A 23,309-nucleotide genomic window follows, 5' to 3' on the forward strand; every position below is an offset into this window, starting at 1 on the left:
CCGGGGGGGCCGAGCGGTGATCGGGGGGGCGAGTGGCGCTGGATCCGTCACGCGGCGTCCCCCACGGGCGTGCCCGGAGCGGGCATGCTGGGACGATGATCGCTCGTTTCAAGGACCTCTGTCTGGACGCCGCCGACGCGCTCGCCCTGGGCGGCTTCTGGGCGCGGGTGCTCGACGCCGACGTCGCCGACGCGGGTGACGGCGACACCAGGATCGACCCTCGTTCGGCGCGGTCGGCCGCCGAGTCGATCTGGGTGAACCGGGTGCCCGAGCCCCGGGTCGGCCGTACCCGCGTACACCTGGATCTGCGGTTGGCCGACGCGGACACGGCGGCGCTGCTCGCGGCCGGCGCGCGGTCGGTGCGCGAGCCGGACGGCGACGTCGAGCGGTGGGTGCTGGCCGACCCGGAGGGCAACCAGTTCTGCGTGCTCCCGGCCGGCGGCGAGGCCCGGCCGGGCCCGGTCGAGTTGGTGGTGGCCGCCGTCGACCCGGCGGCGCAGGCGGCGTGGTGGGCCGGCCTGCTGGGCGGCACGACCGGGGCCGGGCCGAACACCACGTCGCTGCACGACGCCGCCGGTTTCCCGTGGCAGGCGTGGGTGTTCGACGGGGTCGACGAGCCCAAGACCGTGAAAAACCGGATGCACTGGGACGTCGAAATGACGGCCCCGGAGCCGACCGCGCTGCTCGACGCGGGTGCGACGCTGCTGCGTGAGCCGGTCGACCGGGCGCGCTGGTGGGTGCTGGCCGACCCGGAGGGCAACGAGTTCTGCGCCTTTTCGCCGTCGACCACCGGGTGAACGACCGACTACCGAGCGCGGGCGCGGTGCACTAGCGTCTTTCCCAGCGCCGCAGCCAGCGCGTTCGCCGCCGCCGTCGACACGCCTCCGGCCGACCCAGCCTGCCCGATCGGTTGGTTATCGCGGGAACGCCCCTCCGCCACTGCACCGGTTCGGCAGGATCGTCCCCAACGAGGGAGGTGCCGCCGTGCAGGACACCCGCGCTCTCGCCCTGACGTTCGAGGTGAGCGGCCTGCCACCGGTCAAGACCGAAGCGTTGTCCATCTTCGCCGCCGGGCACCGGCAGGCGACGAGGGTCCGCACCCTGCTCCAGGCCGCCCTGGGCGCGGCCCAGCGCACCGGCTGGACGCCGTTGCCCGGGCCGATCGAGGTGGACGTGGTTCTGCGGTGCCCGCCCGGGCACCGTACGTCCGACGCCAGCACCCTGCTCGGCGGCGTCTGCGCCGTGCTCCAGGACAAGAAGCGCGTCGCCACCATCGGCCTGGCGCATCTCGGCGTCCTGGTGGACGTCGCCCTCTACGACGACGACCGGCAGATCCGCCGGTTGTCGTACCACGAGGAACCGGCGGAAGACTTCTCCTACCAGGTGCGGGTCGCCGCCGTACCGACCGGAGTTTGACCGACGGCCGCGGTGGGGTATCGCGGACGCCGACGAAGGGAGCACCGATGTCGGAGCCACATGTCACGCTCGACCCGCGCGGGCTCGATCCTGTGCAGCAGAAGCTGCGTGGCCCGCTGGAGGACCAGCTGACCTCGGCTCTCCAGGCGGCCACCGACCGGATCCGCGCCAGCTACGCGGGCGAGCCGGTCGAGCAGGTGTGCCAGCGGCTGTTGGACGAGACCCGCTCCGGGTTGCACCCCGACATCGCGGCCGGCTTCAACCCGGACATGGACGAGTTCTGCCGCGTGGCGATCTCGATCGTCCGCGGCGGCTCGGACGAGGCGGACGCCCGCCACACCGGCGACGGCCGGCACCGCGCCTAGGTTCTGTCTCACAAGGACTGGCCGGGTCAGGACCGGGTCCGCAACTACCCGGCCCTGACCCCCGGCCGTCCGACGGGGGAGCGGCAGCTCCGGCATTCACCACGCGCGTGGGCGTGGCACGACGCCACGCGGCTCGGTGGGGAGGCCCGGCCGCCCTGCACTCAGCTCCACGGTGCCCACCTGTCGGACGCCGGTGCGCCCCCGGCACACCCCGAAAGGCCGCGAACGCCGGCTCAGGCTAGGCGGATCGCGCCGGGCCGGACAAGCGCTGCCGGGCCCGCCGCGACGTGACTGATCTCAAGGGCGAAAAGCGGCACGTCCGCGTAACGCGACCATGATCGGCGACGCTGTTCGGATTCGACGGTCAGAAGTGGTCCAGCAAGTCCCGGAAGGCCGCGAGCCGCAGCACGCCGGTGTCGGTCGGGTCCAACTCGTCGTTCTCCAACACCCAGGTGTTCTCGTTCGGAATGAACACCGCGTTCAGCCCGGCCGCCCGGGCCGGCAGGATGTCCGACTTCGGGGAGTTGCCGATCATCCACGCCTGGGCCGGCTCGAACCCGTGCTCGCGGACCAGCCACCGGTACGTGTCGACGTCCTTCTCGGCCACGATGTGCGCGGCCCCGAAGTGGTGCAGCAGGCCGCAGGCGTCCAGCTTGCGCTGCTGCTCGGCCTGCTCCCCCTTGGTCAGCACCAGCAGCTCGTGCCGACCGGCCAACTCGTCGAGCGCGTCGGCCACGCCGGGCATCAGCTCCACCCGGTGCTCCACCAGCGCCAACGCGAGCCGGTCGATCTCCTTGCGCTCGGCGTCGGTGGCCGGCCGCTCGCGCAGCCGCTCCAGACAGTCGCCCAGGCTGCGCAGGAAGACCTTGCTGCCGTACCCGTGGGCCACCGTGTTGGCGCGTTCGATGTCGTCGAGGATCGTCCGGATCTCCACGCGGTCCAGGGTGGGGTGATCGAGCCAGGCCAGGAAGTCGTCGATCACCCGCTCGAAGACGACGTTGTTCTCCCACAGTGTGTCGTCCGCGTCGAAGATCAGCACCTGCGCCTGCCGTCGAGACGTTTCGCTGGCGGCCATCCCGTACCCTCCTCATGTTCCTCACGGCCGAACTGAGCGATCAGGATAGGCGCGTGATCACGACGGCGTCGTCCCGCGCCCGAGGGTGCGTCCGCCGGTGGAATTCGCGCACCGCCGACGGTCGTGAGGGATGTCGACGTGATCGTGCGACGCGGCGTCCCATCGGGCAGTCCCCGGCCGACCGGCTCGGGCCAGAAGCTTCAGGAGCACGGCATGATCACGGTGAGATGGTGGGCGGGCGCCGCGATGCTGGCCTGCGTCGGGACACTGCTGGGGTGCGGCGACGGAGACGACCGGGTGCCAGGTGCCGCAGCGGGGACGCCGACCCCGTCCGCTGCGGCACCGTCGAGCCCGGCACCGTCGAGCCCGGCACCGTCGAGCCCGGCGGCCCCGGCCGATCCGCTCCTGTCCGGCAAGCGGGAGATCAGCATGGTGCGGGTGCGGGGGTCCGGGAGCGAACTGGAACTCAGCGGCAGCCTGGTGGAGGGCGGCGACACCGGCGGTCGAGTCCTGTTCGTTCCGGTCCCGATCGGAGATGACCGGTACGTGATCAAGGCGTACGGCACCGCCGACGGTCATCCCGCCAACGACGACCCGTCGTGTTGGCAGGTGAACGGCCTGGACATCGAGCCGGAGCTGACCATCCAGGCCTCCACCTGCGACGCTGACGACCCCATCCAGCGGTTCACCATCATTGCCCAGGGCGACGGGACGTACGTGATCGGCAGCGAGTCCCGGACGCTGCAACACGCGCCCGGCAACGGTCTGGTCCTCAAGGAGCGCGGCGACGCCCCGCCACCCACCACGTTCCGGTTCGTCGACAAGGGCCCGTTCAAGCGCGAGCCCCTCAACTGAGACGGCGCGGCGGGCGATCAGGGCCATCTCAGCAGGCCTTCCGCGATCATCGCTTCCCGCTCCTCCTGCGCCTCGGGGCGCAGGCGACCCCCACGGGTGAGCATGACGACGCCGTGCAGCAGGCTCCAGCCCAGCTCGGCGAGGGTGTCCGGGTCACGGCCCTGGGCCAGCGGGAGCAGGGCCGCCCGCAGCGCGGCAAAGACGGCCCGTGGCGCCGCCGGCACCCCGGCCGCGCCGAGGGCGAGGTCCGGCGTCAGGGCGAGCATGGCGTCGTAGACAGCAGGATTGGCGTACGCGAAGTCGAGGTACGCGCCCGCCATCACCGCCCACGCCCGTTCGGGGTACGGGTTGTCCGCGTGCGCCGCGGTCAGCGCGGCGGCCAGGTCAGCGAAGCCGTGCACCGCGACGGCGGCCAGCACCGCCTCCTGGTCCGCGAAGTGCCGGTAGAGGTCGCCGACGTCCGTGTTGGCCCGTTCGGCTACCCGACGGGCGCTCAGGCCCAGCCAGCCCTCGGCCTCGGCCAACTCGCGGGCAGCGGTGACGATGAGGAGTCGCCGGTCCTGCTCGGTGGCCTCCTCGGCGGGTACGGACACCGGCCGAGCGTAACGACCAGCACTGTTCGCATCTGTCTCGTGACGGATTGGTGACTGATCGCCTGCTCCGGGGCCGTTCGCTGCCCCACCCGGTGGTGCGTCGTTAGGTGATCAGGTCACCGCGACGGGAGGGCACGTGGTCGTTCGACGGCGTCCGCCCGCCGAGGCGGTCGGCGGATGAGCAAGATGCCCGGCGGGGGGTTGGTGCGGGGCGCGGGCGCCCGCGAGCGGGCCACCTTCCTGGAGCTGTTCCTCGACCTCGTCTTCGTCTTCGCCCTCACCCGGATCTCCCTGCGGCTGATCGACGACTTCACCGGGGGTGGGCGCGGCACTCTCGCGGGCCTCGGTCAGGCACTGCTGCTGTTCCTGGCGCTGTGGAGCGTCTGGACACTGACGGTCTGGTCGACCAGTTGGCTCGACCCGGAGGCGATGATCGTCCAGACCGTCATCGTCATCACGATGGCGGGCGCGATGACGATGGCCGTCGCCGTACCCGACGGATTCGGCGCGCGGGCCTCGCTCTTCGCCATCACGCTCGTGGCACTCCAGGTCGCACGGGTGGGGTACTTCCACATCGCCGGCCACGGTGGCCCCGACCCACACCAGTCCGTCCGGATCGTGTTCTGGCTCAGCCTGCACGCGCCGTTCTGGATCGTCGGTGGGCTCGTGAACGACGGCGACGTTCGCGGTTGGCTCTGGGCTGTCGCCGTCCTGGTGGACTACACCGGGTCGTACCTCGGGTGGCCGACCCCGGGACTCGGCGCGCAGCGACTCGGCATGCAGGGACTCGCCGCCGAGCACCTGGCCGAGCGCTACCAGCAGTTCCTGCTCATCGCGCTCGGCGAGGCCATCTTCGTCATCGGACTGGCGTTCAGCGGCAGCAGCTTCCATGCCGCGCAGACCGCCGCCTTCGTGCTGGCGCTGGCGACGACGGTCCTGCTGTGGCGGATCTACTTCCACCTGGCCGGCGGGACGCTGGACGCCGCCATCGGCAGCTCCCGTGACGCCGCCCGGCTCGCCACGCAGATGGCGTTCGCGCACCTGGCGATGATCGCCGGGATCGTGCTGACCGGCGTGGGGATGGAGCTGTACATCACCAAGCCGCTCGGCCACCTCCCGCCGACCTGGCTGATCGCCATCCTCGGCGGCCCGGCGCTCTTCCTCGCCGGACGGGCGGCCCTGGAATACCAGGTGTTCGACCGGATCTCCCGGTCCCGGACAGCCGGCCTGCTGGCCCTCGCCCTGCTGGTTCCGGTGGCACTCCCCCTGCGTCCGCTCGCCGTCGGCGCGGCCGCCGCACTGGCGCTGCTCGGCGTCGCCGCCGTGGACACCCGACGATCCCGTGACCGGCCCCGCGAAGCCGCCAGGCCACCGTTCTGACCCGCGTGGTCGTTCACCGGCGCAGCGCCGTGGCCTGGCGCATGTGCGACAGCTTCTCGGGATTGCGGACGGCGTACAGCCCGGTGACGATTCCGTCGTCGAGACGCACCGTCAGGACGGTGTCGAGTTCGCCGTCGAACCGGACGATCAGCGCCGGACAGCCGTTGACCTCGGCCGGGTGCAGCGACAGCCCGGCGACCTCCACCTGCCGGGAGGCCAGCAGACGGGCCACCTTGTCCGCGCCGACGACAGGCCGCAGTACCGCCTGCTTGATGCCGCCGCCGTCGCCCAGCAGGACGACGTCGGGCGCCAGGATGTCGAGCAGACCCTGCACGTCGCCCAGATCGACGGCCCGCTGGAACGCCTCCAACGCGCGCCGCGCCTCGGTCGCGGAGACCACACCGCGCGGTCGACGCGCGGCGACGTGCGCCCGTGCCCGGTGGGCGATCTGGCGAACGGCGGCGGGGCTCTTCCGCACGGTCGCGGCGATCTCGTCGTAGTCCACCTCGAACACCTCCCGCAGGACGAACACCGCCCGTTCGGTCGGGCCGAGCGTCTCCAGCACGAGCAGCATCGCCGTCGAGACGTGCTCCGCCAGCTCGACGTCGTCGGCGACGTCGGGTGTGGTCAGCAGCGGCTCGGGCAGCCAGGAGCCGACATAGGACTCCCTGCGCCGACCGATCGTCCGCAGCCGGTTGAGGGACTGGCGGGTGGTGATCCGGACCAGGTAGGCGCGCTCGTCCCGGACCGCCGCGTGGTCGGCGTCCGCCCACCGCAGCCAGGTCTCCTGGAGTACGTCCTCAGCGTCGGCCGCCGAGCCGAGCATCTCATAGGCCACCGTGAAGAGCAGGTTCCGGTGCGTGACGAACGCGTCCACGGCGGAATCCACCCGCGCCTCCTGTCCTCGACGTCGCTTCACCACCATCCGACACCGGTCGACGGTCTCCTGTGACACCACGGGCCTGTGCGGCACATCACCCACCGGGATGAGTCACAGCCACCGGGCCGGCGGTGTCTCCTGGTCGACCCCGACCGAAGGGAACGTCCATGAACATCGTGCTGTGGATCGCGGCCGGACTGCTGGCCACGGTGGCGCTGGCCGGCGGCATCACCAAGATCTTCGTACCCCGCAAGAAGCTGGCCTCGCACCGCGGCGGCGGGTGGACCGGGAACGCCAGCGACGGCTTCGTCAAGACCCTGGGGGTGCTCGAACTCCTGGCCGCCGTCGGCCTGATCCTGCCGGCCGTGCTCGACATCGCACCGGTCCTGGTGCCGGTCACCGCCATCTGCTGGATCGTGCTGATGATCGGCGCGATGATCACCCACCTGCGCTACGACGAGGCGAGGTTCGTCGCGGTGAACGCGGTGTACCTCGCCCTGGCCGCCTTCGTGGCCTGGGGTCGGCTCGGCCTCGAACCCTTCACCGGCTGACGTTCACTGGATCTCCACACCGCCTCGCTAGCCTGGCGCGATGACATCACCTCGACGCCTTCTCCTGGCCGGGCTCGGCGTCGTGGGCCTGCTGGCCTGCGGTTGGGGCCTGTGGTTCGCGTCGCTGTGGGCGTTCGGCGACGAGGGCTCGCTGCCGCCGAAGTGGCGGATCCCGGACGTGCCCGCCGGGGCGACGGTCGTCGACGAGAGCGAGACGTGCGCCTCCGGCGGGTGCTCGTGGCAGGTCACGGTCGCGCCCCCGGCCGGCCAGTCAGCGGAGGAGCTGGCCGAGCGGATGGGCCTGTCCGAGCAGCAGGACCTGCCGCCGAAGCTGCTCGACCCCGGGTCCGTCTACGTGGTGGCGGAACCCCGGAACGGGCAGTTGATCATTCACGTCGGCTACGAGTAGTCCGACGGGTCGACGCCTGCTCGGCACAGTGCCCCGCACCCGCATGATCGTGCTTGATCCAGGATGTAGTGGCCTCCCGCGCCGAGGACACCACTACAACAAGGATCGGGCACGATCATGCCGCGCCCGTCCCGAGACCCGCACAGATTCGGCGATGTTGCTGGCTCAGGCCGTCGTGATACAGCACCATCACCGTGGTTGCACGGATCTTGCGGCGCAGCGGCGCTCACGGCGCAGCGGCGCTCACGGCGCAGCGGCGCTCACGGCGCGGCGCGGCAAGGGTCGGTGTCAGCGGCGACGGCCTACCAGGGCTGACAATCAGCCCAGGCCGCGCTGCCGGGCGAGCAACTCGACGGCGTCCTTGGCCTCTCGCAAACCGACACCGGTCGCCTCCCGGTATGCCTTGATGGCCTGGATCTTGCGGCCGGCGAGCAGCTCTTGCAGGACCGCCCCGGGGGCCTCAAGCTCCGGCTCGTGGATGTCGAGGTGCGCCATGATCAGATCCAGCTTGCGCTCGACCACGGCGAGCCGGCGAGCCAGCTGATCCGCGTCGGAACGACGGCCACCCCCGGCGACCAGGAACACGAGCACGAGCGACAACACGACGGCGATGGGCACTGTCCACTCCATAACGCGCCATTGAACACCGGCGCGGGTACTGACCGCACACCCGCACGCGTGATCCGCACACTTTCGGTGAAGTTGCTGCTTCCGGCCGCCGTGATGCAGCAGCATCACCGAAGTTGCGCGGATCTTGCGGGCACGGGCATGGGCACGGGCGTGGGCGTGGGCACGGGCGTGGGCGTGGGCACGGGCGCGGGCGCGGGCACGGGCGCGGGCACGGGCGTCGGCGTGAGCACGGGCGTGGGCGTGGGCACGGGCATGGCGGGCACGGGCTGGATCAACGGCGCAGGGTGAGGATCAGGTCGGCGACCAGAGCCGTCCAGCCGGTCTGGTGCCAAGCGCCCAGTCCGGCGCCGTTGTCGCCGTGGAAATACTCGGGGAAGGCGACCAGGTCCCGCCAGTCGGGGTGGGTCTGGAACAGCCGCGCCGCGCCGTAGATCGGTCGGCGACCCCAGTCGTCCTGGGTGAAGAGCGAGATCAGTCTCCTCGACAGGTCGTCGGCGATCTCGTCCAGCGAGAGCTTCACCCCCGAGCGCGTCGGATACTCCACCTGGAGGTAGTCCCCGAAGAACGCGGCGTAGTCGCGCAGCGCGCTGATCAGCAGGAAATTCGTCGGCATCCAGATCGGCCCGCGCCAGTTCGAGTTGCCGCCGAACAGGCCGCTCGTCGACTCGGCCGGCTCGTAGCCCACGGAGAACTCCTGCCCGCCGAGATTGACTGAGAACGGCTTGTCCAGGTGTGCGCGGGACAACGTACGGAGGCCGAAGTCGGAGAGGAACTCGTCGGTGTCGAGCATCCGGGCGAGCAGCCGGACCACCTGCTCCTGACCGACCATGGACAGCAGCCGCTGCTGGCGGCCGTCCGGGCCGATCCGTCGGGTGCCGATGACCTCGGCGTACTCCGGGCGGTTGGTGAGGAACCAGCGCAGCCGCGCGCCCAGCTCCGGCAGGTGGTGCAGGGTCTTGGCGGTGAGGCGGGTGGTGGCGGCCAGCGGCAGCAGCCCGACCACCGAGCGGACCTTCAGCGGCACCTTCGTGCCGTCGGCGAGCCGCAGCACGTCGTAGAAGAACGCGTCCTCGTCGTCCCACAGCCCCTGCTCGTACGCGGCGGCGGCGATGTAGAGGAAGTGCTCGAAGAACTTGGTGGCCGTGTCCACCCAGGTCCGGTCGTGTTCGGCCAGCACGATGGCCATGTCGAGCAGGTTGAGCGCGTACATGGCCATCCAGCCGGTGCCGTCGGACTGCTCCAGCACGCCGGCCACCGGCAGCGCCGCCGAGCGGTCGAACGGTCCGACGTTGTCCAGCCCGAGGAAGCCGCCCTCGAAGACGTTGTTGCCGCCGGTGTCCTTGCGGTTGACCCACCAGGTGAAGTTGAGCAGCAGCTTGTGCATCACCCGGCCCAGGAACTCGAAGTCCTTACCGCCGTCGATCTCGAACACCTTGAGCGCCGCCCAGGCGTGCACCGGCGGGTTCACGTCGCCGAACGCCCACTCGTACGCCGGGATCTGCCCGTTGGGGTGCAGGTACCACTCGCGTAGCAGGAGCAGGATCTGCTCCTTGGCGAAGCCGGGGTCGACCCGGGCGATGCTCACGCAGTGGAAGGCCAGGTCCCAGGCCGCGTACCAGGGGTACTCCCAGGGGTCGGGCATGGAGATCACGTCGAAGCTGGTCATGTGCCACCAGGCGCTGTTGCGCCCGTGCCGACGCCCGGCCGGCGGTGTCGACCCGGGGTCGCCGTCCAGCCAGCGTTTGACGTCGAAGTGGTAGAACTGCTTGCCCCACATCAGTCCCGCGATGGCCTGCCGGGCGACGAGCGCCTCGTCGGCGGTGGCGGCCTCCGGGATCACGTTGGCGAAGAAGCGGTTCGCCTCGGCCCGTCGGGCCCACACCACCGACTCGAAGCCGTCGCGCAGGTCGGCCGGGGGCGGCGGGGCGGCGGCCGGAGGCGACGCGGTACGGGTCAGCCGCAGCCGGATCTGGCGCTGACCGCCGGCCGGCACGTCGAGCACGTAGTGCAGCGCGCCCTTGGTGCCCTCGCGGGCCGGGTTGACGGTGGGCGCGCCGTTGACGACGTGGTCGTTGATGCCGTCCTTCGGGTACGGCGAGCGACCCGCCAGGCCCCAGAGCCGCTCGGCGTTGGTGTCGTTGTCGCAGAGCAGCGGCACCGGGCCGCCGTCGCCTTCGAGCAGCAGTTGCCCGAGCACCCGGTGCTCGCCGACCAGCCGGGTGCCCTCCCCGGTCAGCCGGGGAATCCGGTCGCCGCCGGGCAGCCCCCAGGCCCAGGTGTTGCGGAACCACAGGGTGGGCAGCACGTGCAGGGTCGCCGCCGCGTCGCCCCGGTTGGCGACGGTGATCACCATGCACAGGTCGGTCGGGGACGCCTTGGCGTAGTCGACGGTCACCGCCCAGTACCGGTCGTCGTCGAAGATCCCGGTGTCCACCAGCTCGTACTCGGTGTCGTCCCGGCCGCGCAGCGCGTTCACCGCGACGAGTTCGTCGTACGGGAAGGCGGCCTGCGGGTAGTGGTAGCGCCAGCGCATCCAGGAGTGCGTCGGGGTGCTGTCGAGGTACCACCAGTACTCCTTGGCGTCCTCCCCATGGTTGCCGCTGTCACCACCGAGGCCGAACATCCGCTCCTTGAGGATCGGGTCCTTGCCGTTCCAGAGCGCCAGGGCGAACGCGAACGTCTGTCGGTCGTCGCAGACGCCGGCCATGCCGTCTTCATTCCACCGGTAGGCTCTGGACCGCGCATGGTCGTGTGGGAAGTAGTCCCACGCCGTACCGTGCTCGCTGTAGTCCTCCCGTACCGTCCCCCACGCCCGTTCGGACAGATAGGGACCCCATGCACGCCAGTCCTGCTCCCCCGAGTCGGCCTGGGCGAGCCGAAGCCGCTCAGCGTCGGGTGGCGAGGCGTCGGAGGACGATCCGTCAGTGATCACGTGCACATCTTTGACGTCGCCGCGGTACTTCACCACAGCGGCCATTCTCGCCGTGGCGTGTTACACCTCGACGGCGGTGGAGGAAAGTTGATCGACATTATTTTCGGACCGCAGGTCTGCGGCGACCTGACCAGCGCGTCCAGCCGGGAGTGGCTGGTGCCCGACGGCCTCGGCGGGTACGCGATGGGCACCGTCGGCGGGTTGCGGACCCGTCGCTACCACGGCCTTCTGGTGGTGCCGGGCGATACGCCGGCGTCCCGCCAGGTGGGACTGGTCAGCCTCGACCCGGCCGTCACCCTGCCGTCCGGGGCGCGGGTACGCCTCGGCGCGCACGAGTGGTCCTCCGGCGACGTCGACCCGCGCGGATTCGAGCTGCTGGAGCGCTTCGAGCTGGTCGACGGGCTGCCCCGCTGGCGGTGGCGGATCGGCGCGGTCGTCATCGAACGCGAGCTGGCCATGCTGCCCGGCCGCTCCTGCGTGGCCGTGGTGCACCGGCTGGTCGCCGGCGGTCCGGTACGGCTGGAGCTGTCCGCCGCCTGCACCTGGCGCGACGCGCACGGCGAGCGGCGGGCTGACGGGCCGACGCCGCAGGTCGAGGCGGTGGCCGACGGCGCGGTGGTCGAGGGCGCATATCGGCTGGCCGGCCCCGGCTGGACGCCGGAGGGGCAGTGGTGGCTGGGCGTGCACCACCGCGAGGAGGCCAACCGGGGCCTGCACCCGGACGAGGACGTCTGGTACGCGGGCCGCTTCGCCGGCGATCTGGAACGCCCCGGTGACACGGTGTCGGTGCGGGCCTGGGCCGCTCCGCTGGACGAGGAGCCGCCGCCGGCCGTCGAGATCGTGGCGACGGCCCGGCGACGCAACCGGCAGGTGGTGGCGACGGCGAAGCCGGCCGACGACGTGGACGCGACGCTGGCGCTGGCCGCCGACGCGTTCGTGGTCCGTACCCGGCAGGCGGCGGTCGACGTGGTGGCCGGCTATCCCTGGTTCGGGGCCTGGTCGCGGGACACGATGATCTCGTACGAGGGGCTGTTCCTCTGCACGGGTCGGGCCGCCGAGGGGCGGGAGCTGCTGCGGGCGTACGCGGCGACCCTCTCCGAGGGGATGCTCGCCAACACGGCCGACACCGGCCGGGTGGAGTACAACACCGTCGACGGCACCCTCTGGTTCCTGCACGCGGTGAGCCGGCACGTGACGGTCACCGGCGACACCGATCTCGGCGACGAGCTGCTGCCCGCGCTGCGCGGGGTCATCGACGCGCACGTCGCCGGCACCCGGTACGGGATCGCCGTCGACCCGGCCGACGGGCTGCTCACCCAGGGCGCCCCGGGCACCGCCCTGACCTGGATGGACGCCCGGGTCTACGGCGTGCCGGTCACCCCGCGCACGGGCAAGCCCGTCGAGGTCAACGCGTTGTGGATCAACGGGCTGGCCGGGCTCGCCGAGTTGACCGAGCTGGCCGGGCAGGACGCGGGCGAGCTGTGGCGACTACACGGGCGGGCCACCACCTCGTTCCGGGAGCGGTTCCCCGCCCCGACCGGGTGGCTGCACGACGTGCTGGACGCGCCCGCGCCGGCGTACCCGCTGGGTGGGGCCGCCCTGCACGACGACGACGCGCTGCGGCCCAACCAGTTGCTGGCCTGGTCGTTGCCGTTCGCGCCGCTGGAGCCGGACGAGGCGACGCTGCGCCGGGTCGCGAACGGGCTGCTCACCCCGCTCGGGCCGCGCAGCCTCGCGGAGGATGCGGCCGAGTTCGTGGGTCGCCACCGGGGCGGCCCGGCCGAGCGGGACGGCGGCTACCACCAGGGCACGGTGTGGCCGTGGCTGCTCGGCCCGTACGTGGACGCCACTCGTCGGGGCAAGATGCCAGTCGATGACGCATTGATTGGCATTGAGTCCCATCTGACCGAATATGGGCTAGGATCGGTAAGTGAGACGGCCGACGGTGTCGCGCCGCACTCCGCGACCGGCTGCCCGTTCCAGGCGTGGTCGGTGGCCGAGTTGCTGCGGGTGCGCCGAAAAGGCCAGTAGCGCTTTACATGACCGCAACGGCGGTGTCTCCGCTGGTTATCTCGGCGCCGGCAGGATTGGCCCCGATCCAGACGCGACGGCGACATCGACTCCGGTGTCGGTCGGCGCGCGCCCGGGGACAACTCAAAGGGGGCCGCATGTCACCCGATGCCCACGTGATCGACATCAACCCCGCCCGCCAGCTACGGGTGCTGATGCTGTCGTGGGAGTACCCGCCGGTGCTCGTCGGCGGCCTCGGCCGCCACGTCCACGCCCTGTCCGTGGCCCTGGCCGCCGCCGGGCACGAGGTCACCGTCGTCACCCGCCACGCCGAGGGCGCACCCCTTGAGGAGTACGCCGACGGCGTCCGCATCCTGCGCGCCCCCGAAGACCCCGTCGCCTTCCCCCTGGCCACCGGCTCGCTGCTGGCGTGGACCATGGCCTTCAACCACACCCTCACCCGCACCGCCCTGCGCGCCACCCAGGCCGGCGCCTACGACGTCATCCACGCCCACGACTGGCTCGTCGCCCACACCGCCGTGACGCTGTCCGAACATCTCGACCTGCCGCTGGTCACGACCATGCACGCCACCGAGGCCGGGCGACACCAGGGCTGGCTGCCCGAGGAGATGAACCGCACCATCCACGGCGTCGAACACTGGCTCAGCGGGGCCTCCACCCGCGTGATCACCTGTTCGGGTTACATGCGCGACCAGGTCAGCTCGCTGTTCGACGTACCGGGCGGGCTGGTCGACGTGGTCCCCAACGGGGTCGACGACCGGGCGTGGCGGGCCCGACCACGCGCGGTCGCGTCGGCCCGCGCCCGGTTCGCCGCGGACGGTCCGCTGGTCGGGTACGCCGGCCGGCTGGTCTACGAGAAGGGCGTCCAGCACCTCGTGCACGCGGTACCCCGACTGCGCGAGCGGCACCCCGGGCTGCGCGTGGTGATCGCCGGCGACGGCCCGTACCGCCCCGAGTTGGAGGCCGAAGCCCGTCGCCTGGCGCTCGGCTCGACCGTCCGCTTCACCGGCTTCCTCGACGCCACCCAACTGCCGGCGGTGCTCGGCGCCACCGACGCGACGGTGGTCCCCAGCCTCTACGAGCCGTTCGGCATGGTGGCCCTGGAGGCCGCGGCGGCCGGAGCACCCCTCGCGGTGGCCCGTACCGGCGGCCTCGCCGAGATCGTCGAGCCCGGCGTCACCGGCGTGACGTTCCCGCACAGCGACCCGGTCGCCCTCGCGGGCGCGGTCGACCGACTGCTCGGCGACGAGGTCTTCGCCCGGCGGGTCGCCCGACGGGCCCGGACCATGGTCGGCGAACGCTACGGATGGGCCACCATCGCGGCCCGCACCGCCGCCAGCTACGCCACCGCCCGCCGCGAACACGGCCCGCTACAGGCTCGCCGGGCCGCCGCCCGACTGGCCGGCGGACGGAACCGGATCGCCATTCCGGAGGGCAATCTGCTCGCCGCCGCCGACCACGCCGCCTGCTGAGATTCGTCGGACGACCTATAGGTACCTTCCGATCCGCTGGTTAGGGTGTACACCGGACAGCGGCCGAGGAGGAGCGTGCGCAGGTGCTGATCGCCGGTCGGTACCGGCTGCTCGACCTGGTGGGCCGCGGCGGCATGGGTCGGGTCTGGCGAGCCCGCGACGAGATGCTGCACCGCGAGGTCGCGGTCAAGGAGGTCGTACCGCCGAACTGGCTGGCCGACCACGAGCGGGCCGAGCTGCGCTCGCGCACCCTGCGCGAGGCGCGCACCGCGGCCCGGCTCAACCACCCCGCCGTGGTCCGGCTCTACGACGTCGTCCAGGTCGAGGGCAGTCCGTGGATCGTGATGGAGTACGTCCCGTCGCGCACCCTGCAGGACGTCCTCGACGCCGAAGGACCCCTGGAGCCGGCCCGCGCCGCCCGGATCGGCCTGGCCCTGCTCGACGCCCTGGAGGCCGCGCACACGGCCGGGGTGCTGCACCGCGACATCAAGCCGCAGAACGTGCTGGTCGCCCACGACGGCCGGGTGATGCTCACCGACTTCGGACTGGCCACCTTCGACGGCGGGGACGGCGCGATGACCCGCCCCGGGATGGTGCTCGGCTCCCCGCAGTACGTCGCGCCGGAGCGGGCCGCGGAGGGAGTGTCCACGGTGGCCGCCGACCTGTGGTCGCTGGGCGCCACCCTGCACGCCGCCGTGGAGGGCCGCTCCCCGTACGCCCGCAGCAACGCGATGGCCACCCTCAGCGCGCTGGCGGCCGGTCCACCGGACCCGGCCCCGCACGCCGGTCCGCTCGCGCCGGTACTCGACGGGCTGCTACGCCGCGACCCCCACGACCGTCTCGACCACGACGAGGCCCGCCGGCTGCTCAGCGCCGCCGCGGGCCCGACCGGCATCTCGTCCACTTCCGGGGAGGTCGCCCACTCCACCGCCCCGCAGCCCGTGCCCGACCCGATCGGCTCCGGCGTCGACCCACCCGGAGACGCTCCTCTCGATGATCGCCCGAGCGACGAGCCGGACGTCCGGTACCCGCCGGACGCCGCCACCGGCACGACGGGGCGAGCGGCCCGCCGGCCAGCGGCCCGGCGGGCCGCGCTGGTCGTCACGGCACTGCTCGTGGCGGCCGCCGCCGGGGTGGGCACCGCGCTGGCCGTGGCCGGCGACGCCCCGACCGGCACCGCCGGGCCGACCACCACCCCGACCACGGGACAGGTGGACGACGGTCGAGGGCCGGACGGGGAGTACGGCGACGACCGGGGCGGCCCGCACCGCGGCGGTCCGGGTCGGCCGCCGCCCGGTGGCCGCGACGTGCCCCCGCCGCCGTTCCCGTGCGTCCGCCCGGACGTCGTCGGCGCGCCGGTCACGGTCGGATCACCCGCCGCGGGCGAGCGGTTCCGGCCGCCACCGGGATGGGTGTGGCATGCCGACACCACCGGCTTCCGGGTCTCCGTCCCGGCGACCTGGTACTACTCCCAGGAGGGCACGGTGGCCTGCTTCCAGGACCCGGCAACCGGCCGGGCGTTGAGCGTCGCCGAGGGCGGCGCGGCCGACCCGATGACCCGATTACGGGCGGCCCGCGACGAGGCCGCTCGGGCCGGCGCGCTGCCCGGCTACGACGAGATCCGGCTCGCCCCCGGCGACACCGGCGCGGAGTGGGAGTGTCGGTGGGACGCCCCGGACGGTCCGCGGATCCACGCCCGGCAACAGATTGTGGGTGAGTCGCGCTGGACGTTGGGTTGGATCACCGACGACCGCGACTGGAACACCGCGGACGGGGACTGGGCCATTCTGCGAAACAGTTTCCGACCACCCCGCTGACCTGCGCCGTATGGCCGTGCCCGGCCCCCCGTCCGGCGTGGATCGAGGCCGCTCAGCGGATGAGAAAATCGGCGACGGTGGCTATCGTGTAACGCAGGGTGACCGAGGGGGAGCGACCGTGCAGCAGTTGCTGATCGCGGGTCGGTACCGGCTGCTCGACCTGGTCGGCACCGGCGGGATGGGCCGGGTGTGGCTGGCCCGCGACGAGATGCTGCACCGGGACGTGGCGGTGAAGGAGGTCGTGCCGCCGGCCTGGCTGGCCGAGGCCGAGCGGGCGGAGCTACGGCTGCGCACGCTCCGCGAGGCGCGCACCGCCGCACGGCTCAACCACCCCAACGTCGTCCGGCTGTACGACGTGGTGCACGACGGCGAGAACCCGTGGATCGTGATGGAGTACGTGGCATCCCGGTCGGTGCAGCAGATCATCAACGCCGAGGGTCCGCTCAACCCCACCCGCACCGCCCAGATCGGGCTTGCGGTGCTCGCCGCGCTGCGGGCCGCGCACACCGCAGGTGTCCTGCACCGCGACGTGAAGCCGCACAACGTGCTGGTCGCCGACGACGGGCGGGTGGTGCTCACCGACTTCGGCCTCGCCACCTTCGACGGTGGTGACGGGGCGATGACCGGACCGGGCCTGGTCCTCGGCTCCCCGCAGTTCGTCGCACCCGAGCGGGCGCGCGACGGTGTGTCGGACCCGCGTACCGACCTGTGGTCGCTGGGCGCGACGCTCTACGCGACGGTCGAGGGGCAGTCCCCGTACGCCCGGTCCAGCGCGATGGCGACGCTCAGCGCGCTGGCCACCGAGCCGCCGGATCCGATGCGCCGGGCCGGCCCCCTGCGCCCGGTGATCAGCGGCCTGTTGCAGCGCGATCCCTGGCGGCGCTTGACCGCCGCCGAGGCCGAGCCGCTGCTGCGCGCGGCGGCAGCGGCGGCCGACCACGACCAGCCCCCGCCGGCACGGTCCACCGCGGTGGCGGCGGTCCGCGGCGCGGCCCGGGCCGCCGCGTCCGCCCCGGTCCGCGCTCCGGATCCCGCGCCGGACCCGGCGACGTCGATCCGTCGCCCGAGGGACCGCGCCGCGGGCCGACGCGGACGGGTCATCGCCTGGGGCGGGGCGGCGACCGCGGTGGCCCTGCTCGTCACCGGTGGCGTCACGGCGGCGCTGCTGCACCGTTCGGACGACCGCACGCCACCGTCCGGCTCCGGCGGCGGCGCGACCGCCACCCGACCGGCCGCGTTCGCCTGCGCCACGCCCCCGCCACCGACGGCCACGCCGGTGCCCTCGACCCCACCACCGAAGGACGCGCGGTACGGGCTACGGGACGGCTGGACCTGGCACACCGACCCGACCGGCTTCCGCATCGCCGCCCCGGTGGGCTGGGCACGCTGGACCGAAGGGGCGGTGACCTGCTTCCGGGAGCCCAGCGGTGCGCGCGTGCTCAGCGTCGAGGCGGGACCGGCACGGACCGATCCGCTGGCGCACCTGAGGGCCCAGGAGGAGCGGCTCGTCGCCGCCGACGCGCTCCCCGGCTACCGCAAGCTGGACATCTCCGCGCTGGACGTGTTCGACGGCGGGGCCCTCTGGGAGTGCAGTTGGGAGAACGCCGCCGGCGAACGGGTGCACAGCATCCGGCTGCTCGCCAACACCTCGGCCGGACACGCCTACACCGTCTCGTGGTTGACAAAGGAGTTCGACTGGCAGGTCAACGCGGCATACTTCGTGATGATCCGGCAGAGCTTCACGCCCACCCTCTGACACTGTCCGCTGTGGACGGGTCAACTGACGCCCCTGCGACACCGGTGCTGGCTACAGTGGCGTAGTTTTGGCGCTCAAGATCCCTGGGGAGGGTGAGCCGAAGATGATGGGACCGTCGCACGCGCTGTCCGGCGCGGCGGTATGGCTGGCCGGGTCCTGGGCGCTGGACCAGTTCGCCGACTACCACCAGTCGCCGCTGGCGCTGGCGGTGGGTACGGCGGTGTGCGCGGGTGGGGCGCTCTTTCCCGACCTCGACCTGTCCGGCAAGGTGACCCGCAACCAGGGTGGCGCTACCGTCGCCCGCACGTTCGGGGTCTTCTCGCTCTTCGTGGCCGAGGTGATGGAGAAGATCTCACTCGGCGTCTACTACGCGACGAAGCTCAGCAAGGACCCGCGTCGCAACAACGGGCACCGCACGCTCACCCACACGCTCCCGTTCACGCTGCTGGTCGGCTGGGGCACCACCGCGCTCTGCGCCGCGTACGGCAAGTGGGCGGTGATCACGATCCTGTTCTTCATGTTCGGCCTGGCCCTGCGCGGGCTCTTCGACGAGTGGGCCGAACGGGCCGGCTGGGTGATCGTGACGCTCGCGTCGGCCGGGGCCGCCTGGTTCACCTTCGCCAACCTGCCGGGCGGACGCGGTTATCCGCTGATCGGCACGGCCGTCGGGGTGGGCTGCCTCGTGCACATCCTCGGCGACATGATCACCAGGGCCGGGGTGCCGATCCTCTGGCCGATTCCGATCCGCCGCCGCATGTGGACGATGATCGGCCTCCCGAACAGCATCGCGCTGCGCACCGGCAGCAAGACCGAGGTCGTCGTCCTGCGCGCCGTGTTGACCGTGATCGTGGTGCTCTCCACCGCCGGCCTGATCGCGCCCTCAGTCCTACAACGCCTCAACATAGACGTATAAAAACCCACCCCGCACCCCACCGCGCTCACCGCGCTCACCGCGCTCACCGCGCTCACCGCGCTCACCGCGCTCACCGCGCTCACCGCGCTCACCGCGCTCACCGCGCTCACCGCGCTCACCGCGCTCACCGCGCTCACCGCGCTCACCGCGCCGATCTTGCACTTGCGGATGCCGATCCGTCCTGCTTCGCGCCCTATGTCGCCGCAGAAAGTGCAAGATCGACGCGATGCGGGGTGCCGCCGACGTCAAGATCGCACTCGATCCAGGATGTAGTGGCCTAACGTCGCGCTGACACCACCAGATCCTGGATCGAGTGCGATCTTGCCGCGCTGTCCGGGCGAGGGCCAGGCAGGACTTAACCGCTCGCGCCGATCTTGCAGTTACGGTCGACGGAGTGTTGAGGTTTGCGCGTTTTGTCGGCGCAGAAAACGCAAGATCGACGCGCCTCGCGCCTCGCGCCCCGCGCCCCGCGCCCCGCGCCCAAGATCCTCACAACATCACCGAAGTTGCTGCCTCAGCCTCGCCGGAGACAGCAACATCAGTGAAGTTGCTGCCCCGGCACGCCGAGGCACGCCCAGACACGTGCTCCACACAGCGCAGCCGTGCCCTGGCGGGCATCTGCGGATCGCCGGTGCCAGCTCGCCGACTCCTTTTCGACATCGGCTATTGACGGTGCCGTAACACGTGACCTAGCGTCTGTCGAAACGTTTCGTCGAAACGCTTCGACGATCATCCCGAAGCGGTTCCACTCCGGGCCGGAGGAGGTGGGCGGTGGCCACGATGCACGACGTCGCCCGCCTTGCGCAGGTCTCGGTCAGCACCGTGTCGTACGTGCTCACCGGCGCTCGGCCGATCTCCCAGGCCACTCGCGCCAAGGTGCTCGCGGCGATGGCTGAGCTGGACTACCAGCCCAACGCCATGGCTCGGGGGTTGGCCAGCCGGCGCAGCCGCATCCTGGGTCTGCTGATGCCGATGGACGAGCGTGGTCTGGGCGCCACCGAGACCGCGTTCGTCACCGGTGCCGCCGCCGCGGCCAGCGCGGTCGGCTACCACCTCGTGCTCTCGCCGGTCGGCGGTGGCGACCTCGACGACCTGCGACGGCTGGCCAGTCAGCGGATGCTCGACGGCGTTGTGCTGATGGAGGTGCAGCTCGCCGACGAGCGGGTCACGGTGCTCCAGGAGGCGGGCGTGCCGCTGGTGCTGATCGGGCGTACCGGCGACGCCACCGGGTTGTCCTTCGTCGACATCGACTTCGACCAGACCGTGCGGGAGGCCGTCGCGCACCTGGTCGGCCTGGGGCACCGCCGAATCGTCTACGTCAACCACTCGGCGGCGACACTGGCCAGCGGTTACGGCCCGGCGTTGCGTACCCGGGACGCGTTTGTCACGGCCATGACCGGCCACGGCCTGGAACCGATCATGATCCCGGCCGAGGACAACGCCGCCGGCGGGCGGGCCGCCCTGGCCGCCGCGCTCACCCGGGCCCCGGAGCTGACCGCCCTGCTGGCGATGAACGAGACGGCGCTCTTCGGCATCCTCGGTGAGCTGACCGGGCGCGGACTGTCGGTGCCGGACGACGTGTCGGTGGTCTCCATGGTCACCTCGCCGCAGGTCGCCGAGTTGGCCACCCCGGCGTTGACCGCGATGACCTCGCCCGGATCGACCCTGGGCCGGATCGCGATCGAGGCGCTGGTACGCCACCTGGACGGGCCCGGTGACGAGCGCCACCAGCAACTGCTGCCGTGCTCGCTGGAGGTGCGGGGATCGACCGCGGCACCACGACCGGAGCGACCCCATGGGGGCTGACCAGTAAAAACGGCCCGCCGCCGCGCGGCAACGCGACGACGGGCCCAGTGAGATACCGGGCTCGATACTCAACGAGGAGGATAGCAATGCAGCGATTTCGCCGGATCGTCGCGGCGATCGCCCTGGCGGCGACCGCGACGACCACCGTGGCCGCCTGCGGCGGCGGCGAGAGCGAGGACGACAGCGGGGCCAAGACCCTCAAGCTCTGGCACTACGAGAGCGAGAACAGCGCGATGGGGGTCGGCTGGAACAAGGCGATCGAGATCTTCAAGGCCGAGCACCCGGGCGTCGAGGTGCGTTTCGAGCGCAAGGCGTTCGAGCAGATCCAGCAGAACGCCGGCATGATCATCAACTCGTCCGAGGGCCCGGACATCATGGAATACAACAAGGGCAACGCGACGGCCGGCCTGCTGTCGTCGCAGGGTCTGCTCACCGATCTGAGCGCCGAGGCCGACAAGCGTGGCTGGGCCGGCAAGCTCAGCCCCAGTCTGCAGACCACCGCGCGGTACAGCGACAAGGGCGTGATGGGGTCGGGCAACTGGTTCGGCGTGCCGAACTACGGCGAGTACGTCACGGTCTACTACAACAAGGACCTGTTCGACCGCAACGGCGTCAAGGTGCCGACCACGCTGGCCGAGATGACCGCCGCGATGGACACCTTCGTCAGCAAGAAGATCACCCCGCTGGGCATGGCCGGCGCGGAGTACCCGGCCGGGCAGCTCTTCTACCAGTTGGCGCTCTCCAAGGCCGACCGGCAGTTCGTCGACAACTACCAGCTCTACAAGAATCCGGTCGACTTCAAGGCCGACCCGCTCAAGTACGGCGCGGACACGTTCGCCGAGTGGGTGCGCAAGGGCTACGTCGCCAAGAACTCGGCGAGCCTCAAGGCCGAGGACATGGGCACCGCGTTCATCGCCGGCAAGACCCCCATGATCGTCTCCGGTAGCTGGTGGTACGGCCGGTTCAAGACCGAGATGAAGGCCAACTGGGACACGTTCCTCTTCCCCGGCAACACCCTCAACGCCGGGTCGTCGGGCAACATCTGGGTGGTTCCGTCGAACAGCAAGGCCAAGAGCTTGGCGTACGACTTCATCGACATCACCCTGCGCCCGGAGATCCAGGATCTGATCGGCAACAACGGTGGCGTTCCGATCGCCGCCGACGCCTCGAAGATCAGCGACCCGAAGGACCGCAAGCTGATCGAGGACTTCAACACGGTCAGCAAGCAGGACGGTCTGGCCTTCTACCCGGACTGGCCGGTGCCCGGCTACTACGACGTGCTGGTCGGCGGCTTTCAGGGCCTGATCAACGGGTCGAAGTCCCCGGACCAGGTGCTCGACACGATCGCCAAGCCGTACGCCGATGGCGTCAAGGAGATCACCGGCAAGTGACACGGCGAGCGGCGGGCGTGACCGGCACAACCGGAGCGCCCGCCCGCCCCGCCGGGAAGGATCTTCCATGGCAGTCTCCGAGACCGTCGCCGCCACCACACCGACGGCGACACCCACCCCGCCGACGCCCCGCCGCCGACCTCGCGGCCGTGACGCCGCGTACTGGCTCTATCTGATCCCCGGGGCGGCGCTGTTCCTCCTGGTGATCGGCGCGCCGCTGGTCGGCACCGGTTACCTGTCGCTCACCAAGTGGTCGGGCATCGGCGACCCCACCTTCGTGGGGTTCGACAACTACCAGCGGCTGCTGGACGACGAGGTGTTCTGGGCCTCGTTCCGCAACACCGTGGCGATGATCGTCGCGATGGTGGTGGTGCCGACCCTACTCGGGCTGCTGCTCGCCTCGGTGCTCTTCGACGTCATCGGCCGCCGGTTCCAGCCGCGTACGGCCGCCGGCCTGCGGGCCGCCTTCTACCTCCCGCAGGTGCTGCCGGTGGTGGTCGCCGGCATCGTGTGGGGCTGGATCCTGCGCCCCGACGGCGCGTTCAACAGCCTGCTCGACGCGGTCGGCCTCGGCGCGCTGCGCCACGACTGGCTCGGCGACCCGGACACGGCGCTGCCGGCCGTGATGGCGGTGATGATCTGGGTGCAGATCGGCTACCCGGTGGTCGTGTTCATGGCCGCGTTGCAGCGGGTGGACCCGGAGCTGTACGAGGCGGCCGAGGTCGACGGCGCGAACTGGCTGCACCGGTTCCGGGCGATCACCCTGCCGCAGATCCGGCCGGAGACCTTCGTGGTGGCCCTGACCTGCACCATCGCGGCGTTGAAGGTGTTCGGGCCGATCTTCGCGCTCACCCGGAGTGGCCCGGAGAACGCCACGAACGTGCCGTCCTACTTCGCCTACTACACCTTCTTCAAGAAGCTCCAGGTCGGCTACGGCTCGGCGATCTCCACGGTGCTCACACTGATCATCGTCGTGGTGGCCGGGGTTTTCATCTGGTGGCAGGCGCGCACCGAGCGCCGGGACCGGGGGTTCTGAC

General features: G+C 71.5%; 21 protein-coding genes. 16 read left to right on the plus strand and 5 right to left on the minus strand.

Annotation, left to right across the window (positions count from 1 at the left end):
- Positions 1 to 95 precede the first annotated feature (95 nt).
- From ACQP03_RS23660 to ACQP03_RS23670, 3 genes are all read left to right on the plus strand, one after another.
- Complete coding sequence (locus tag ACQP03_RS23660; RefSeq protein ID WP_357170957.1) at positions 96 to 797, plus strand: VOC family protein; 702 nt, start codon at positions 96 to 98, stop codon at positions 795 to 797.
- Between the two features lie 187 nt (positions 798 to 984).
- Positions 985 to 1,416, plus strand: a complete 432-nt coding sequence (locus ACQP03_RS23665) for a hypothetical protein (RefSeq protein WP_355624547.1) — start codon at positions 985 to 987, stop codon at positions 1,414 to 1,416.
- 47 nt (positions 1,417 to 1,463) lie between these two features.
- Positions 1,464 to 1,781 carry a hypothetical protein gene (locus ACQP03_RS23670; protein ID WP_357128251.1) on the plus strand — a complete coding sequence of 106 codons (318 nt, stop codon included), beginning with the start codon at positions 1,464 to 1,466 and terminating at the stop codon, positions 1,779 to 1,781.
- A gap of 364 nt (positions 1,782 to 2,145) precedes the next feature.
- Here the strand turns inward: ACQP03_RS23670 and ACQP03_RS23675 are convergent, their stop codons facing one another.
- Entirely contained in the window at positions 2,146 to 2,856 is a 711-nt protein-coding gene (locus tag ACQP03_RS23675) for an HAD family hydrolase (RefSeq protein WP_357170955.1), read from the minus strand.
- Between the two features lie 213 nt (positions 2,857 to 3,069).
- Between ACQP03_RS23675 and ACQP03_RS23680 the strand changes: the two genes are divergently transcribed.
- The gene (locus ACQP03_RS23680; protein ID WP_396832295.1) at positions 3,070 to 3,711 is read left to right on the plus strand and encodes a hypothetical protein; all 642 of its coding nucleotides are present in this window, start codon (positions 3,070 to 3,072) and stop codon (positions 3,709 to 3,711) included.
- Between the two features lie 17 nt (positions 3,712 to 3,728).
- Here ACQP03_RS23680 and ACQP03_RS23685 read toward each other — a convergent pair whose 3' ends face one another.
- The gene (locus ACQP03_RS23685; RefSeq protein WP_357170951.1) at positions 3,729 to 4,304 is read right to left on the minus strand and encodes a TetR/AcrR family transcriptional regulator; all 576 of its coding nucleotides are present in this window, start codon (positions 4,302 to 4,304) and stop codon (positions 3,729 to 3,731) included.
- A 177-nt stretch (positions 4,305 to 4,481) separates the two neighbouring features.
- Here ACQP03_RS23685 and ACQP03_RS23690 point away from each other — a divergent pair, with 177 nt between their 5' ends.
- A complete protein-coding gene (locus ACQP03_RS23690; RefSeq protein WP_357170949.1) occupies positions 4,482 to 5,684 on the plus strand; it encodes a low temperature requirement protein A in 1,203 nt (400 codons plus the stop codon).
- A gap of 13 nt (positions 5,685 to 5,697) precedes the next feature.
- Here the strand turns inward: ACQP03_RS23690 and ACQP03_RS23695 are convergent, their stop codons facing one another.
- Positions 5,698 to 6,510, minus strand: a complete 813-nt coding sequence (locus ACQP03_RS23695) for an RNA polymerase sigma-70 factor (RefSeq protein WP_433461206.1) — start codon at positions 6,508 to 6,510, stop codon at positions 5,698 to 5,700.
- 221 nt (positions 6,511 to 6,731) lie between these two features.
- Here ACQP03_RS23695 and ACQP03_RS23700 point away from each other — a divergent pair, with 221 nt between their 5' ends.
- Together ACQP03_RS23700 and ACQP03_RS23705 are read left to right on the plus strand one after the other, a co-directional pair.
- Positions 6,732 to 7,115, plus strand: a complete 384-nt coding sequence (locus ACQP03_RS23700; protein ID WP_357128234.1) for a DoxX family protein — start codon at positions 6,732 to 6,734, stop codon at positions 7,113 to 7,115.
- A gap of 40 nt (positions 7,116 to 7,155) precedes the next feature.
- Positions 7,156 to 7,524: a hypothetical protein gene (locus ACQP03_RS23705; RefSeq protein ID WP_357128231.1), complete on the plus strand. Its 369-nt coding sequence runs from the start codon at positions 7,156 to 7,158 to the stop codon at positions 7,522 to 7,524.
- A gap of 318 nt (positions 7,525 to 7,842) precedes the next feature.
- On the opposite strand, the gene ACQP03_RS23710 is transcribed toward ACQP03_RS23705, so the two are convergent.
- The gene (locus ACQP03_RS23710; protein WP_355052769.1) at positions 7,843 to 8,142 is read right to left on the minus strand and encodes a ribosomal protein L7/L12; all 300 of its coding nucleotides are present in this window, start codon (positions 8,140 to 8,142) and stop codon (positions 7,843 to 7,845) included.
- A gap of 60 nt (positions 8,143 to 8,202) precedes the next feature.
- Here ACQP03_RS23710 and ACQP03_RS23715 point away from each other — a divergent pair, with 60 nt between their 5' ends.
- Entirely contained in the window at positions 8,203 to 8,442 is a 240-nt protein-coding gene (locus ACQP03_RS23715; protein ID WP_357396709.1) for a hypothetical protein, read from the plus strand.
- On the opposite strand, the gene ACQP03_RS23720 is transcribed toward ACQP03_RS23715, so the two are convergent.
- On the minus strand, positions 8,426 to 11,131 hold the full coding sequence (locus ACQP03_RS23720) for an MGH1-like glycoside hydrolase domain-containing protein (RefSeq protein ID WP_357128225.1): 2,706 nt from the start codon (positions 11,129 to 11,131) through the stop codon (positions 8,426 to 8,428). The two genes, ACQP03_RS23715 and ACQP03_RS23720, sit on opposite strands and share 17 nt — an antisense overlap.
- Before the next feature lie 42 nt (positions 11,132 to 11,173).
- Between ACQP03_RS23720 and ACQP03_RS23725 the strand changes: the two genes are divergently transcribed.
- The 8 genes from ACQP03_RS23725 to ACQP03_RS23760 all read left to right on the plus strand — a co-directional run bounded on the left by ACQP03_RS23725 (position 11,174) and on the right by ACQP03_RS23760 (position 23,308).
- Positions 11,174 to 13,117, plus strand: coding sequence for an amylo-alpha-1,6-glucosidase (locus ACQP03_RS23725; RefSeq protein WP_357128222.1), 1,944 nt, complete (start codon positions 11,174 to 11,176; stop codon positions 13,115 to 13,117).
- A gap of 137 nt (positions 13,118 to 13,254) precedes the next feature.
- Positions 13,255 to 14,589 carry a glycosyltransferase family 4 protein gene (locus tag ACQP03_RS23730; RefSeq protein ID WP_357170943.1) on the plus strand — a complete coding sequence of 445 codons (1,335 nt, stop codon included), beginning with the start codon at positions 13,255 to 13,257 and terminating at the stop codon, positions 14,587 to 14,589.
- An 83-nt stretch (positions 14,590 to 14,672) separates the two neighbouring features.
- A complete protein-coding gene (locus ACQP03_RS23735) occupies positions 14,673 to 16,406 on the plus strand; it encodes a serine/threonine-protein kinase (protein WP_357128216.1) in 1,734 nt (577 codons plus the stop codon).
- A 118-nt stretch (positions 16,407 to 16,524) separates the two neighbouring features.
- Positions 16,525 to 18,162, plus strand: a complete 1,638-nt coding sequence (locus tag ACQP03_RS23740; RefSeq protein WP_357128213.1) for a serine/threonine-protein kinase — start codon at positions 16,525 to 16,527, stop codon at positions 18,160 to 18,162.
- A gap of 103 nt (positions 18,163 to 18,265) precedes the next feature.
- Positions 18,266 to 19,075, plus strand: a complete 810-nt coding sequence (locus ACQP03_RS23745) for a metal-dependent hydrolase (RefSeq protein ID WP_357128210.1) — start codon at positions 18,266 to 18,268, stop codon at positions 19,073 to 19,075.
- Between the two features lie 780 nt (positions 19,076 to 19,855).
- Positions 19,856 to 20,881: a LacI family DNA-binding transcriptional regulator gene (locus tag ACQP03_RS23750; protein WP_433461207.1), complete on the plus strand. Its 1,026-nt coding sequence runs from the start codon at positions 19,856 to 19,858 to the stop codon at positions 20,879 to 20,881.
- A gap of 86 nt (positions 20,882 to 20,967) precedes the next feature.
- Positions 20,968 to 22,272, plus strand: a complete 1,305-nt coding sequence (locus tag ACQP03_RS23755) for an ABC transporter substrate-binding protein (RefSeq protein WP_357128207.1) — start codon at positions 20,968 to 20,970, stop codon at positions 22,270 to 22,272.
- Between the two features lie 67 nt (positions 22,273 to 22,339).
- Positions 22,340 to 23,308 carry a carbohydrate ABC transporter permease gene (locus ACQP03_RS23760; protein WP_433458561.1) on the plus strand — a complete coding sequence of 323 codons (969 nt, stop codon included), beginning with the start codon at positions 22,340 to 22,342 and terminating at the stop codon, positions 23,306 to 23,308.
- Position 23,309: the final 1 nt, after the last annotated feature.

This window comes from Micromonospora sp. CA-248212 (assembly GCF_050948405.1).
Classification (GTDB): Bacteria; Actinomycetota; Actinomycetes; order Mycobacteriales; family Micromonosporaceae; genus Micromonospora.